Raw genomic sequence first — 13,788 nt, forward strand, 5'->3', positions numbered from 1 at the left:
CATGCGCCAGATCACCCTCGCCCTCTCCCTGCTCGCCTCGACGGCGTTGGCCGCCCCTGCGCTCGCCCAGGGCGCTCCTGCGCCCGTCTCCGAAGCGGCCTCCCCCGTCGCGCAGGCGAACATCCCCCGCCCCGATCTCGAAGACCAGAACATGCGGAGCCAGGATTACCGCCCCGGCGCCCGCACGCGCCTGGTGGTTGCCGTGGGTCGGTCCTTCGTCCTGACCTTCGGGCCGACGGAGCAGATCGTCCACATCATCATCGGCGACGGGAACAAGACGATCTCCCCGCCCGGCGCCGCCGTCGCGACCGACGGCCAGGCCGCCGCGCCCCAGGCGCCGCTCCGCAACAACCTCCCGATGTGGGTGGAGGCGCCGGGCTACACGACGCTTCAGGTGATTACCCAGGTCGCCGGGGGCCAGCAGCCGGATCGCGCCTATCAGTTCACGGTGCAGGCGAGGAACCTCCCCGCCTCCTGCGCCGACGAGGCGGTCTGCGAGGATAGCCAGTTCACCTATGGTTTGATCTTCCGCTACCCCGACGAGGACCGCCGCAAGCGGGAGGCCGAGGCCGCGGCCCGCCGCGAGGAAGCCTGGGCACGGGCCGCGGCCGCCGCGCCGCTGCGTGAGGAATCCCGCCGGCAGGCCCGCACGCAGATGGCCGCCGCGCGCCTTGCGGTCGATTACTTCGGAGCCGGGGCGGCCTGCCGGAACTGGCTCTACGAGGGCGAGGCGAACGAGGCGGGTCGCGTCTTCATTCCCGAGAAGGTGACGGACAACGGGCAGGAAACCGCATTCCTCTACCCCGGCGACCGCCCCCTCCCCGCCTTCTTCACAGTTAACCCGGACGGCTCCGAGGCAGCTGTCTTTCCGGTCATGAAGGCTCCCGACACGGCGGTGCTGCCCACCACAGCGCGCGAGATCCGGCTGCGCGCGGGTGACGCTGTGGTCCACATCTACAACCGCAACCCCGACTTCGGCCGAAACTGCGACCCCGGCACGGGGACCACCAGCCCCGACGTGGTGAGGGTTGTCCGGCGCATGGCGAGGCGCTCATGAGCGACCGTGAAGAGCCAGCCGTTGCTAAGAAGCCGGGTGGGCTGAGCGGTCCGCAGAAGACGACGCTCCTGGTCCTGGGGACGGCCGGCGTCCTAGCCTTCGTCTTCTGGCGGAACCCGCCGGGCCAGGAAGAGCCCCGCCCGACGGGCGGGCCGTCGGCCATCGAGGCAGCGATGATCAACTTCCGCAGCCCCGTCCCGGAGACGTCGGTGCCACCCCGTCCGCAGCCTGAGCAGGCGCAGGCGCAGATCCCGGCCGCACGTCCACAGCCAGGAAATCAGGGCAGTGGTCCGGCCGCTCCGCGCGGTCGGATGACCTCCTACGCGCCTGTTGAACCGTATGCCTACGCCAAGCCCGCCACCCCGGCAGCGGCGGCGCAGGCGGGGGTGAGCGGGATGCCCGTCTCCGCAGGCGTCGGGACACCGCAAGAGACCAGGGTGGCGTTCGCAGGGTCCACGATCCCTGGACGGCGTGTCGGCGCAGCAATGGATATGACCTTCGTACTCCGGCCCGGGGTTTATACCTGCGAACTGCAGACCGCCCTCAACAGCGAGAGGCCGGGGCCGTTCTTCTGCCTCACGGACAAGCCAATCCGCAGCCAAGCGGGCGTCCTCCTGATGGAGAAGGGGACGACGATCACCGGCACCTATGACAGCCAAGTCGGCCAAGGCCAGGAACGCATCAACGGCCTCAATGCCTTCGCCATCACCCCTTCGGGCATCCCTGTCCCGCTCGGCGCCCAGGCGGGCGACAGCCTCGGTCGCACCGGTATGGCGGGCAACGTGAACACCCATTGGAGAGAGCGGTTTGGGTCGGCCGCGCTGCTGCTGCTCTCACAGGGGGCAGTCAACATTGCCCAGGACGCTGTCCGCTCCGGACTCTCCGGCAGCGGGTCCACCAGCATCAACATCCAGGGCGCCGGACTGGATCGCGCCATCACTGATGCGCTCGGCGCCGGACGCACCATCCAGAACACGGTCACGAAGAACCAGGGAGAGCAAATCTCCTTCCTGGTTGTCGAGCCCGTGGACTTCTCCCCTGCGCTGTCTCTGGACGTTCGCTGATGCAGCCCGCCGAAATCACCCTGAATCGCCTCTTGGCGCCGCTCGCTAACGCTCTGGACGACCCAGACACCCGCGAGGTCGTTGTCCTCCGCCCCGGCGAGTTCGGGGTCGAGAATAGCAAGGGGTGGCATTGGTACGATGACCCCGCGCTGACCTACCCGCGCTGCCTCTCCCTCGCGATCCTGGCGGCGCACCGCACCGGGCAGCACTTCGGGGAGAACACGCTTGGCGTGAGCTCGCGCCTGCCCGGACGGCACCGGATCACGATGGCAGGCCCGCCCTCCACCCCGGCCGGCACGATCAACCTGACGATCCGCAAGCGCGCCACGTCCTTCACCCCCACCCCCGAGTGGCTGGCCGAGCGCGGCTACTTCGACTTTCTGCCCAAGGGGACCGACTGGGTGGCGTGGTGCCGCGAGCGCGTGCTGGCGAAGCGCACCTTCCTCCTGACCGGGGAGACTGGCAGCAGCAAAACGACCTTCGCCGAGGCGCTGATCCGCGAGATCCCGATGGATCAGCGCATCGTCACCATGGAGAGCGTGCCCGAGTGGGATCTGCCCCACCGGAACTGGGTGCCCATCGTCTATGCCCAGGCGGGTTCGGAGGCGCACGGCCTCCCCACGGCCACCCAGGCGCTCGAACTGGCGCTGCGCCAGCGGCCCGATCGGATCCTGTTCGGCGAGATGCGGACGGCCGAGTGCTGGGCCTACCTCCGCGCGCTGCAATCGGGCCACCCCGGCGGGATCACCACCGCCCACGCCATGCCCGGCGTGCGGCAGGCCCTGGCCGCACTGATGCTGATGATCCGGGAGAACCCGTCGGCCGCCAGCGCGACCGAGGACCTGATAACGCAGCTTCTCCGCACCAGCATCAACGTCGTCGCGCACTGCGAGAAGGTGCCCGGCGCCACCGTCCCCTATCGCGTCACCCATCTCGAAGAGATCGAGGCATGAAGAAACTCGCCAAGCCCGCCCTGCTGCTGGGCTATCTAGCGGCGATGCCCTTCCTCTGGGTCGGCCTAGCCTCCCTCGCCTTCCTGGCGGGCACGCAACTGTGGGGACATCCGGCGATCCCGCGCAACACCTACCTGTGGCAATGGCTCGAATACCGGCATGACTTCGGACGGAACATCGTCACAAGCCTTTGGTTGGCGATCAGCGCCGTGCTGGTCGCCCTGCTGCTGCTCGTCCCCTTCATCAGCATGTGGATGTCGCGAAGCTCCAAAAAAAAACTTTTCGGGATCACGTCCTGGCTGACGCGCGCTGAAGGGACGGCCGACGGCCTGCTCTGGTCGAAGGACCCGCCGGGGGATGCGGTGATCCTGGGGAAGGACGGGAGTGAATACGTCTGCCTGCCGGGCGAGGAACACGTCGCGTTGCAAGCGCGTACCCGCCGCGGCAAGGGCGTGTCGTTCGTTGTCCCGAACTGCCGGCGGTGGGGCGGCTCGCTGCTGTGCTTCAGCGTGAAGGATGACGTCGCCCGCACCGCAGCCGCCGAGCGCCGCGCACTCGGGGACGAGGTTTTCCTGTTCCACATCGGCTCCCCCAGTGGGAAGAGCCATCGTTGGAACCCGTTCAGTTTTGTGCGTGCGAACTCTCCCCTTGCCTTCTCCGACATCCAAAAGGTGATGTTTTCGGTCGTGCCTCCGACGAAATCCCCGAACCCGTTCTGGGACAATGCCGCGCGGCGCATGGGCACGGCCGTCGCAACCATCCTCTACGAGACGCCGGGCATCACGCTCAACATGAGCGCGGTGCTGCGGACGCTCGGGCGTCCCGACTGGCGCAAGCACATCTCAGAGCTGATCGACACGGCCCGCCGGGAGAAGCGCCCCTACCCCGCTTTCGCGGTCAACAACCTCATGGGCTGGATCGAGCACAAGGACGCCGAAACTGCCGACGGCGTGCAAGTGACGCTCACAACGTCCCTTTCGCTGTGGGACCTCCCTGAGATCGCTGCGATAACCGAGAGCAGCGACTTCGACCTCCGCGCGATCCGGCAGCGGCGCATGTCGATCTTCATCGTCGCGCAGCCGAGCGACATCGAGCGATACCAGCGTCTCTACCATATGTTCTTCGAGCAGTTCATCTCGATCAACATGCGGGAGGAATACCCCGTCACGCGGAAGGTGGTCGGGCACCTCAACCGCTTCTGGACCTGGTACTGCGGCCGTCCCTCGGAGACAGCGCCCGCGAGCACGCTAAAGCACAAGACGCTCGTGATGCTGGACGAGTTCTGGGCTCTTGGCAGCATCAAGGCGCTGTCCAACGCCGTCTCCTATACGGCCAGCTACGGTTTCCGCCTCGCCTACGTCGTCCAGTCGAAGGCCCAGACGGTCGAAGCCTTCGGCAAGGACGCCGCCGCGAACCTCTTCCTGAACCTTGGCGCCGAACTCGTCTTCAGCGGCACGGACGCGGAGACGGCCAAGGAAATTTCCGAGCGGATGGGCAACAACACGGAGACGGAGAAGACCAAGAACGCCCCGCGCTTCCTCGCTTGGTTCAAGCCGTCCCGGCAGACGGAGAGCGAAGCCCTTCGGCAGCGCGCCCTCATGCTGCCGCAGGAGATCACGCGCATGAACTCCCAGGAGATGATCATCCTCCGGCCGGGGCTCATGCCGGCGAAGTGCAACCGAATCCTCTGGTACGAGGACCCTCTGTTTGCCGATAGCGGGATGCCCGCCCCTTCCTGGCCGACCCTGGACATTGTGGTCGAGCGCGACGCCAAGGAGGCGAGCAAGGCGGCCGAGGACCTGCGGGAGCAGGCCGAGGCGCTGAGCGGCGCCCTTGCCGGGGCCGTGGCGCAAGCCGAGGCCGAAACCGCCGCACTCGAGGACGAGGCCAAGGCCGCTGCCGCCCGTGCGGCAGCGGCGGCCGAGGTCGTCACCATGGCCGAGCTCGACGCCACCGAGGCGGCGCAGGAGGCAGCCGAAGCCGCCGAAGCCCTGCGGGTCGCCAAGCAGGACGCCAACGAGGCCCGCGCCGCGGCGAAGGCCAAGGACCTGGCACCGGACGCGCAGGAGGTGGCCAACGCGGCGGCCGACACCACCGCCATCCGGGCAAAGGACGCGGCACGTGAGGCGGCTGCAGCGCAGCAGAAGGCCTCGAATGCCAAGGCGGAGCTGAGCCGAGCCCGGCGTGAGGCGCAGCGGCTCGGCCGCCGCGCGGAGGCATTGGAGCGCGCCGTTGCACGCCGGAAGGGGACGGATAAGTGAGCGAGAACATGACACCGAAGCCGGGCAGCGTGGCGGCCTTCAAGCAGCGCGCCGAGGCCTACCGCATGACGCGCGAGCTTCCCGGCGGCCAGGAGTATGCCGGGATGATGTGGAGCGTCGGCCGTCCGAGGGACGCGGCCGAAGAGATCGGCGCCCATGTGGACAGCATCCGCGCGAACCCCGTGGCAGTCGCCATGGTCGAGAAGGCCCATCCGGGCCTGCTCGCCTTGGCCGAGGCGGATCGGAAGCAATACGCGACCGAGGCCAAGGAGCAGATCGACATCGTGAAGATGGGTCAGTGGTCGTCCACGATGGATGGCTCCTACGAAACCCGGATCCTGGTGGGGAAGTCAGACCGCGGCTTTCACCCTGCCGTGGAGAAGTCCTTCCAGGGCGGCGACAGCAACGGCGTCGCCTGGGGGAAGCCGATGCCGTCGCAGCAAAGCGCCGAGATGATGGCGACCCGCGCCGAGACCATCTGGCACAACCGGTATGAGGGGATCGCCTTCAGCATGAAGGCCGGGAAGGAAGAAGCCTTGGTGGCGCGGCCCCTCGCCATGGCGCAGGCGAAGGCACCGCGCCAGCGCCTCTAGCGGCGCATCCGGGGCCCCTGGCGGCCCTGGGTTCTGGGGAGGGCATTGGGAGGCGGCGTCCGAGAGGGCGCCGCCTTTTGCGTGCGCGCCGCGGGAGCAGAGGACGGCGCGCGGCCGACGATCTCGGCCGGGCGGGACGGCTCGGAGAGCCCCATGCGCTGCGTCACGGTTGCCCGGGTGACGTCGGCCCCATACTTCACCCGGAAATCGTTCCAATCCGTCCCCTTGTCGCGCGCATGGCGCTCCTGATCGAGCGGCGGCGCGATGACCGTGGCCCGGCCGACGGCATCGGCGGCGTCATTGGCCTTGGTCAGCCCTGCATTCGGCAGCGGCGGGGTGCGGTCGGGGAGATGGTGGTCGTTGTCCGCGAAGAAGACGATGGGACGCTCGGGGCTGGCCGTGCGGATCGCCGTCGCCACCGCCTTCAGGTTGGACGTGTCCAGCGCCATCGCCACTGGCAGGCCGCTCGCGCGGCGCGCGTCCCAGGCCGTCGCGAGCCCTTCCGCGATGCCGATCGGACCCTCGCCAGCGGACGAGCCGATCATGAAGAAGACCCCGTTCTTGCGGGCGCCGGCCAGGTAGAGCTTCGTCCCGTCGGGCTTGATCGTTTGCAGGTTCAGCAGCGCGCCATCGAGCGAGCGCAGCGGGACGAGCAGATTGCCCCGCGCGTCCTCGCGCAGCCCGTCGGGGACTTCGGTGATCCCCTTGGCTGCGAGATAGGCGTTCTGCGCCGTCGCGGGGCGGCCCCTCCCGTAGAGGTCGGCCGCCTTCTGCGCCCCGGCCTTCTCGCTCTGCTGCTGCGCGAACTGGTTGGCGGCCTGGGTCGCGGCCGACCGCTCTGCCAGGCGGCGGGCTTCCTCCGCGCTCATCGGGACGTAGGTGCCGGTCGCCTTCCACGTTGAGCGCGTGCCCGCCTTGTAGTTCCAGATGATCCCGTTCGGCACGCCTTCGTCATAGAACGCCTTGTAGGCACCCGACTTGCGAGCGCCCTTGTCGCCATCGACCTTTGACGGGTGCCGCACGCCATCCATGATCGGCAGACCCTCGACCAGAAGACCCGCCTGCTGCATGGCGTCGGCGAACTGCTGCTGCGCCTCGACCTGGGACACCTGAACGCGCATCCGGGGGCCGCGCGCCGCCGGACGGGGCGCCTGTCGGGGGCGCGCGGGGGCAGGGGGCGGCGAGGCAGGAGGCGTCAGCCCGGCCGCCTCGATCACGTCGCCCTGCCGGTGCAGGGTGATTTGAAGCTGCTCGACCACCGGCTCCAAGGCGCGTTCCTGGCGGGTGATCTCCTGCTGCTGGCGCACCGTCGTCTCGGCGAGCCCGCCGTGCTTGCGGGCCTGCCGGCGGATCATGCCTCCCTGGAAAGCCTCGCGCGCCTTGTTGAAGGTCGCGGTCGCGCCCGCCATCAGCTTCAGCACGGACGCCTTGATCGGCTCGCGCTTCAGATTGGCGACAAGGTTCTTCCACACAGCGGCTTCCAGCTCCTGCGCGGTCAATTCGGGGGCATTCAGCGGGCGCTTGGCCGACACTTGTTCGACCTCCGCGCCGAAGCTGCCAATCAGGTCGGCGCTGACGGTTTGGCGCGAGAGGCCGACGTGCAGCATGAAAAGGTTCACACCCCGCGAGCCCGAGGGCATCGACATGATGGTGTGATCGCGGGTCGCGCCCTGGTCGGAGTTGATGGTGCGGACGTCGCCATAGGTCAGCTTGATCCGGCCCGTGTCCTCGTCCGTCAGTTGGCCCCACGGGATGAAGGCGGCCTTGTTGCCGGGCGTCTCCACCACGATCCCGCTGCGGCCGGGAAGCTCGGATTGGCGCACTTCCAGGACCGTCAGGACGCTCCCGTTGTCTCCCACGAAGGCTTCGATGCTGCGGCCGTTCTTCGTCTCGAACTGCCCGCGCGTGCGCTCGAAGAGGCGCACCCGGTCGCCGGGCGCCAGGTTCAGCGTCCACTCGCCGCCGCGCCCATCGGTCCCGTCTAGGCTGATCGCGTCCCGGCCGACCTCGCCGCGGCTCTGCCTGATCTCCCGGATCGCCCTGCTGATCGCCAGCGCGTTCGCGTTCGTGTCAGTCGCCACGCCGACCCGAAAGCCCGGCTGATCCTTGTATTGCTCGACCTTCTCGGCCCACCGCTGGGCCGTGGCCTTCACCACGTCTTCATACTCGCCGTGGACCAGCCAGGCCTCGCCCTTGTCGCGCTTGATGTCGAGCGCGCCCTGGACGTCGCCGTGGCGGATCATCGCCACCAGCTTCTGCTCTTCCTCCGACTTCTGCCGGATCGCCTTGAGGACCTGGGGGATGTGATCGGCGCCAAGAGCCGCTTCGAGGACGTCCATGACGTTCCCTGCGGCTATGCTCTGGCATTGGCGGGCATCGCCGACCATGACGATCTTGAAGCCGATCTTCTCGCGCAGCTCCATCAGCTGCAGCATCTGCCGCGTGCCGATCAGCGCGAACTCGTCCAGCACCACCACCGAGCGGCGGTTGAGCAGGCCGGGGTTCTCGGTGACGCGGGAGAGGAAGGGGTCGAGCGCCCACACGCGCTGCCCCTTCACGCCGGCATCGAGCAGGGCGTTCGCCTGCCGCCATGCCTGCGCGACGCCCCAAACCTCCTGCTTGTTCTCCGTCCAGGCGGCGACCATCGGGGTCAGCAGCGTCGTCTTCCCGACCCCGGCGCCGCCAATCGCCACCGCCACCCGGCCCTCGCCGCCGAGCTTGTAATAGGCCGCGGTCTGGCCCTCGTTGAGCGCGGCGGGGCCGGGGCGCCCGAGCAGCTTCCCCAGGCGCGCGGGTTCGAGCATCGCGTCCAGGCGGTCGCGGGAGAGCCCGCCGCCCATCTCGGGCCGGGCGGCGTTGCGGATCAGGGCGACAAGGCGCTGCTCCTGATCGCGGTGCAGGGCCGTCGTGACCATGGTGTTTTGCGGGCGCAGGCGGTCGCCGCCGAGGGGCATCAGGAGCCGCGTGCGCTGCCCGTCCTGATCCACGCCGTCGCGGACGAGCATCTTGGCGACCACGCTCACGTCGTCGGTGTGGGTGAGGGCGCCGGCGGCCATGAGGCCCTGCGCCGCCGCCATGCGGACCTGCGAGCCGGTGAGAACGGCATCCGTCTCGAACATGGCCGCGAGGATCGGCCGCGCCGCCTCCGCGCCCGCCAGCTGCCGTTCCTCATGGGAGAGGGAAGGGGCGGGGGGCTCCATCGTCATCAGGCTCGACGGCTTCCACCCCATCGCTTCGGCCTGGCGCAGCCAGTCCTCGACCGAGGCGAGGTCGTCGCCCTTGCCCTCCCGGCCTTCCTTGATCGCGGCCTTGAGGATGGCGACGCGCTGGTCCCCGCCGAGGGCCTGCCAGTCCAAGCCGAGGGTGCGAGCGTAGGAGCGCGCGGCCTCCTGGCCGTTCATCGTGCGCTTGGAGAACTCCTTGGCGACCGCATCGGGGATGCCCGGCAGATCCACGGTCAGGGTGTCGGGGTCCATGCGGGTCGGGACGCCGAGGCCCCGAAGCTCGCGCTCGAGGACGGCTTGATAGACCGCCCCGAACTCCTTCACCCGCTTGGCGAAGCGCGTCGTGTCGATGGACACCACCCGCCCGCTCTCCGTCAGCATGACGTTCATGAGCAGGCTGTGGGTGTGAACCTGGGGGTCCCCGCGCGTCAGGGGGACCGTGTAAATCTCGTCCGTGACAACCCCCGTGGTGGGGTCGCGCCGCGTCACGCGGGCGGTTGGGCGGGCCGTGAAGTGGTCGATCTGGACGAAGCCGAGGCGGCCCTTTTCCAGCCCGTTCCCCTCGTCCTTGCCGTGCCCGAAGGTCGCGAAAGCGATCTCCTTCTCGACGTAGGCCAGCATCTCGGCCGTCGCCGTGCGGTGCGCCTGTAGGTAGGCGTTCCTTTCCGCGTCGGTCGCCGCGGTGAACCACGCGAGCGATACCTTCTTCGGCACCGACGTCGTGAGGTCCATCCAGGCCGTGCGGAAACGCTCGCCGCCGTCCTTGTGCTTGTAGGTGCGGACGTCGCGCTGGGAGCCGGGGAGGGGGGTGCCGTCGGCCCGCAGCCCGCCGAGCAGGTTGCCCAATTCCTCCCGCGTGAGGGGGCGCGAAGTATCCACCGCGAGAATAGCGGCGATGTCCGGCGGCATTCCCTCGATGGCGCGCGGGATCGAGCCCATGCCGCTGTTGAGGGCGTCGTCTGTCCCCGAGCGGCGGGCGTAGTAGTCCGCGACCCGCATCTGATCGGGGGTCAGGGTTTGCTCCAACAGGTGTCGGACGTAGGCCTTAGCCTGCTCCACACCGCCGGGCGTCCCCTGCCGGAAGGTCAGCATGGGGAGGCTACTTCCGCGCCGCCATCAGCTTCGCCACGTCGGCCAGGACCGCCGTGTTCTGGGCGAGCCCGTCGGCGATCCGGCGCAGCTCGGCGGCGATGTCGGACGGCGGCGGCTCGGCGCTGACGGCTGCGGAAAGGGCCTTCATCTCTTCGATCAGGGTCAGCAGCGCCTCCTGCCACTTCGTCATTGCCCCCGTCTGGGCCTCCACCGCCTCGATGATGTCCTGATCCCGCTGCGCCGATTCGAGCGTCAGGGCGAGCAGGCGATCCAGTTTGCTGCCGTCTTCCATGAGTGTCCCCGTTGTCTCCTCTTGTGACCCTCTTATCACCCGAAGGGTGGAATGGTCTGTAGAAATCTGGCCATCGCGATACCCCGTCAGGATAGTGCTTGACTGACCCCGCAAAGGAAACGCAAATGACCCCGATAAAGGCAGCGTGAGAGAGTGCGGCCGCGCCCCCGGTCTAGCGTGCCCCTGGAGACGATGCAGAGAGGCCTTGGATGGCATGACGGTGGAGAACAAAGGACCTCAGGATCCGCTCCGGGCTGACCTTGCCCGGGCGGTGGGAGCCTCACGGGCGAGGTCGAAGCTGGGCGCTTGGTTTCGGGACCCCGAGAACCAGGCCTTTTTCGCGGAGCTATCCCAACGTGGCCTGGGGTGGCGGCGCGTCTCCTCGGTCCTGGTGAAGCACGGCCTCATCACAGTGAAGCCTGCGTTCCACGAGCCGGGGCCGGAGGGGGAGAAGGAGCGCGACCGCGTGGCGGCCTATGCCAAGCGCTTGTGGTTTCGGGTGCGGCCGAGGGACGCCGTGCCCCAGCAACTCCCCGCGCCGGCCGAGCTGGCCGCCAGCGCGGTGAGGCAACCGAGGGTGCGCCCGGTGGTCGCGGAAAACCCGCCCCCCGCCGCCCAGGGTGAAGCCGACCCGAGCAACGCACTTGCGCGCCTCGATAGGCAGTTGAGGCAACGAAGCGGAAGAGGGAAAGCCTGATGGCTCGAGCGAAAGACGAACAGGATCCGGCGACCGTCGTGCCGGCGGAGGCATGGCCGCGCCTAGTGGTGCGCCGCGGGCGCGGCAGGCTAGGCGGCACCACCGCCCTGGATGCGTCGATCCAGCTTGCGCTAGCAGCGGGGCGGAATCCGATCATCGCGGACAGCGCGCGCAATCCGACGCTCTCCTCCCTCTACGGGGCGGCCGCCACCAAGCCGGCATCGGACAGCATCACCGACGTCAACGAATGGCTGATGCGGGACGTGCTTAACACGGCCGTGGAGGAGCGGCGCCCCGTCGCGCTCGACATGGGCGGCGGCCAGGATCAGACCCTAGATGACTTCACCCAGCACCTCGACCTGGTGGCCTTCTGCAAGGATGCCCAGCTCGATCCGGTGGCACTCTACCCACTGGGCCCGGATATGGACGACTTCGAGCACGCCTTGAAGCTCCGCGATGCCGGCTATTTCTCGCCGGAGAAGGTGCTCCTGGTGATGAATGAGGGGGTGCTCCGCCGCGGCGAGGATCCGCATGGCGCCTTTGGCCAGATCCGCCAGCATCCGGAGTTCCTGAGCTGGGTGAAGGCCGGCGCCAAGCCGATTTACATGCGGTCCCTGGCGGCGCTGCCCGATATCCGGAAGCTGGGTCTTTCGCTCAATGAGGCGGCGAAGGACCAGCCCGCGCCCGACGGCCGCAAGCTGGGTTACGCCAAGGCCTGGATGACGCGCGCATGGCTCCGCGACTTCGAGGCGGGCATTGCCGAGGCCGGAGCGGTGGATTGGCTTCTGTGAGCCCAGCGAAGGCAGAGGAGGGCCCGGCCGCCGGACGGGCGGGCCCTGCGGAGACGGAGATGCGCCGGTATTGCGATGACGTCTTGAAGATGGAGGCTGACGAGCCGCTCCGATACGGCTTCCTGATGCAGGGCCGGAGCATCGATCAGCTTAATGAGGTGATCGCGGACCTCAAGCGGGAGATGGGCGACCGCGCCGCTGCGACCATGGCCCAGGTGCTCCGCGAGAAGCACGGCATCACCCTGGCATCCATCGGCCGCACCCGCCTGGCGCTCCTCGCCCTGGGCGCCCTCCTCCTCATGGGCGTGACGTGGGAGATCCGCAGCGCCATGCCGATGTCCACTGCGGTGGGCGCGATCCCGCCAGCACTGGCTACGGCTCTGGCCGCCACTGACTTGAAAGCAGCTTGGGAGCGGCGACTGCCTCAGCCGGCGGTGAACGGAAGGTCATGGTCCCTTGTGCCATTGTTCGATGAAGCTGGAGCACCGCGCCCGCGCCAGTAGAAGGACGTTGGTTGGGCAGTGCCGACAAGCCCTTCGATGAGGTCATTAGATATCTAAGACATCTTGGCTAAATAGGGTATCTGATAGCCTGGACATACATGATAGTACAAAGTGGTTGTACGGCTTGGCAGCAGAGATGAGGATGGTTTGCATGGGTACCATCGTGACTGTCGCCAGTGGCAAGGGTGGCGTTGGGAAGACGACCGTGGTGATCCTTTTGGCAACCACCCTTGCCAAGCGGATGCGGGTCGCTGTGATCGACGCCGACCCAAACCGTAGGTTCACAGAGTGGGCTGGTCTGTATGAGGGCCCCGCGATAACCGTCCGGCCTGAAACTGACACCGCGCGGCTTGCGAGCCTCCCCCGCAAACTTGCTGCCGAACACGACGTCGTCCTGCTCGACATCGCCGGCTTCGGCTCGCAAGCCTTGGTGGTCGCGGTCGCTGCCGCAAATGGCGTTCTGATACCAACCAAGTCCGACCGTGGATCCGTTCTGGAAGCAGCCGCGACGGCGGAACTGACGGGCGGCATGGCCTCCACAATTGGCCGAGAGATTCCATGCCGGATCATTACAGTCGCGTTCGACGAGCGACTAAGGGCCGACGCGTATGCCTTGGACCAGATTAGGGATCTTGGGCTCACTCGTGCACAGAGCGGCTTGCGGAACCGGACTGGCTATAAAGGCGTGACTTGGTCAGGTTCCGTCCCCAGTCTGGGGCCTATTGCAGTTGAAGGCGAAAGCCTTGCTGACGAGTTGATCTCGTTGGGCTGGGTTCCCGCGCGCTCTGGGACAGACTATCAACCCGTCCTTCAACAGCCGATATCGTAGATATCTAAGGTATATGATATCCTCAATTCTTACGCCGTAGCACTCTAAGCACCGTGATGCCGGCGAGTTTAGACATCAGATATCTAGGATACCTGGAAGGATCATCATGAGTAAGGCTCCTGCCTTCAAACCGGCTCGTCAGTCAGCTCCTGCGACGGCCATCCGGGAACCCCAGGCGCCCGACTTGCAAGGAGCTGAGCTACTCAGCCGCCTTGGCTCCATTTTGCCAGCATTACCGCCAGCAGCAGTCAGCCCTGTATCTGATGCACTGAAGCAGCCGCAACTGCATCGCACTGGAGCACAGGCAGGGGAGGGAAGAGGGCCAGAGACTCCTGCTGCAGCTACCAAGTCTCTGGAACCCGTCTGTCCGTTTGTATTACGACTGAGTCCCACTGCTATGCAGGCCCTCGAAACGCGAGCTGCCGCTGACGG

General features: G+C 67.6%; 10 protein-coding genes. 8 read left to right on the forward strand and 2 right to left on the reverse strand.

Annotated elements, in window-relative coordinates; genetic code table 11:
• The first annotated feature begins 1 nt into the window (after position 1).
• Genes EAH89_RS25745 through EAH89_RS25765 form a run of 5 tightly spaced genes read left to right on the forward strand, consistent with a single transcriptional unit; the run spans position 2 to position 5,928 of the window.
• Positions 2-1,057: a TrbG/VirB9 family P-type conjugative transfer protein gene (locus tag EAH89_RS25745; protein ID WP_140886566.1), complete on the forward strand. Its 1,056-nt coding sequence runs from the start codon at positions 2-4 to the stop codon at positions 1,055-1,057.
• Entirely contained in the window at positions 1,054-2,121 is a 1,068-nt protein-coding gene (locus EAH89_RS25750; protein WP_140886567.1) for a TrbI/VirB10 family protein, read from the forward strand. Before EAH89_RS25745 ends, EAH89_RS25750 begins: the two co-directional genes overlap by 4 nt.
• The gene (locus EAH89_RS25755) at positions 2,121-3,074 is read left to right on the forward strand and encodes an ATPase, T2SS/T4P/T4SS family (protein ID WP_140886568.1); all 954 of its coding nucleotides are present in this window, start codon (positions 2,121-2,123) and stop codon (positions 3,072-3,074) included. Before EAH89_RS25750 ends, EAH89_RS25755 begins: the two co-directional genes overlap by 1 nt.
• The gene (locus EAH89_RS25760) at positions 3,071-5,335 is read left to right on the forward strand and encodes a type IV secretory system conjugative DNA transfer family protein (RefSeq protein ID WP_140886569.1); all 2,265 of its coding nucleotides are present in this window, start codon (positions 3,071-3,073) and stop codon (positions 5,333-5,335) included. The genes EAH89_RS25755 and EAH89_RS25760 overlap by 4 nt, the downstream gene beginning before the upstream one ends.
• Complete coding sequence (locus tag EAH89_RS25765; protein WP_140886570.1) at positions 5,332-5,928, forward strand: hypothetical protein; 597 nt, start codon at positions 5,332-5,334, stop codon at positions 5,926-5,928. Before EAH89_RS25760 ends, EAH89_RS25765 begins: the two co-directional genes overlap by 4 nt.
• On the opposite strand, the gene mobF is transcribed toward EAH89_RS25765, so the two are convergent.
• Positions 5,925-10,244, reverse strand: coding sequence for a MobF family relaxase (mobF, locus tag EAH89_RS25770; protein ID WP_140886571.1), 4,320 nt, complete (start codon positions 10,242-10,244; stop codon positions 5,925-5,927). The genes EAH89_RS25765 and mobF overlap by 4 nt on opposite strands.
• Before the next feature lie 7 nt (positions 10,245-10,251).
• Positions 10,252-10,536 (reverse strand): hypothetical protein, encoded by a 285-nt coding sequence (locus EAH89_RS25775; protein ID WP_140886572.1) that lies wholly within the window; start codon positions 10,534-10,536, stop codon positions 10,252-10,254.
• 696 nt (positions 10,537-11,232) lie between these two features.
• On the opposite strand from EAH89_RS25775, the gene EAH89_RS25780 reads away from it, so the two are divergent.
• From EAH89_RS25780 to EAH89_RS25790, 3 genes are all read left to right on the forward strand, one after another.
• Positions 11,233-12,024, forward strand: coding sequence for a hypothetical protein (locus EAH89_RS25780; RefSeq protein ID WP_140886573.1), 792 nt, complete (start codon positions 11,233-11,235; stop codon positions 12,022-12,024).
• 89 nt (positions 12,025-12,113) lie between these two features.
• Positions 12,114-12,527 carry a hypothetical protein gene (locus EAH89_RS25785; RefSeq protein WP_140886574.1) on the forward strand — a complete coding sequence of 138 codons (414 nt, stop codon included), beginning with the start codon at positions 12,114-12,116 and terminating at the stop codon, positions 12,525-12,527.
• 151 nt (positions 12,528-12,678) lie between these two features.
• Complete coding sequence (locus EAH89_RS25790; protein WP_161993760.1) at positions 12,679-13,356, forward strand: ParA family protein; 678 nt, start codon at positions 12,679-12,681, stop codon at positions 13,354-13,356.
• The last annotated feature ends 432 nt before the right edge of the window (positions 13,357-13,788 follow it).

This window comes from Muricoccus nepalensis (assembly GCF_006438825.1).
Taxonomy (GTDB): Bacteria; Pseudomonadota; Alphaproteobacteria; order Acetobacterales; family Acetobacteraceae; genus Roseomonas; species Roseomonas nepalensis.

Bases quoted from the DNA above. Each gene is read 5' to 3' on its own strand.
- EAH89_RS25745 (WP_140886566.1), top strand. From the start codon at position 2: ATGCGCCAGATCACCCTCGCCCTCTCCCTGCTCGCCTCGACGGCGTTG.
- EAH89_RS25750 (WP_140886567.1), top strand. From the start codon at position 1,054: ATGAGCGACCGTGAAGAGCCAGCCGTTGCTAAGAAGCCGGGTGGGCTG.
- EAH89_RS25755 (WP_140886568.1), top strand. From the start codon at position 2,121: ATGCAGCCCGCCGAAATCACCCTGAATCGCCTCTTGGCGCCGCTCGCT.
- EAH89_RS25760 (WP_140886569.1), top strand. From the start codon at position 3,071: ATGAAGAAACTCGCCAAGCCCGCCCTGCTGCTGGGCTATCTAGCGGCG.
- mobF (WP_140886571.1), bottom strand. From the start codon at position 10,244: ATGCTGACCTTCCGGCAGGGGACGCCCGGCGGTGTGGAGCAGGCTAAG.
- EAH89_RS25775 (WP_140886572.1), bottom strand. From the start codon at position 10,536: ATGGAAGACGGCAGCAAACTGGATCGCCTGCTCGCCCTGACGCTCGAA.
- EAH89_RS25780 (WP_140886573.1), top strand. From the start codon at position 11,233: ATGGCTCGAGCGAAAGACGAACAGGATCCGGCGACCGTCGTGCCGGCG.
- EAH89_RS25785 (WP_140886574.1), top strand. From the start codon at position 12,114: ATGGAGGCTGACGAGCCGCTCCGATACGGCTTCCTGATGCAGGGCCGG.
- EAH89_RS25790 (WP_161993760.1), top strand. From the start codon at position 12,679: ATGGGTACCATCGTGACTGTCGCCAGTGGCAAGGGTGGCGTTGGGAAG.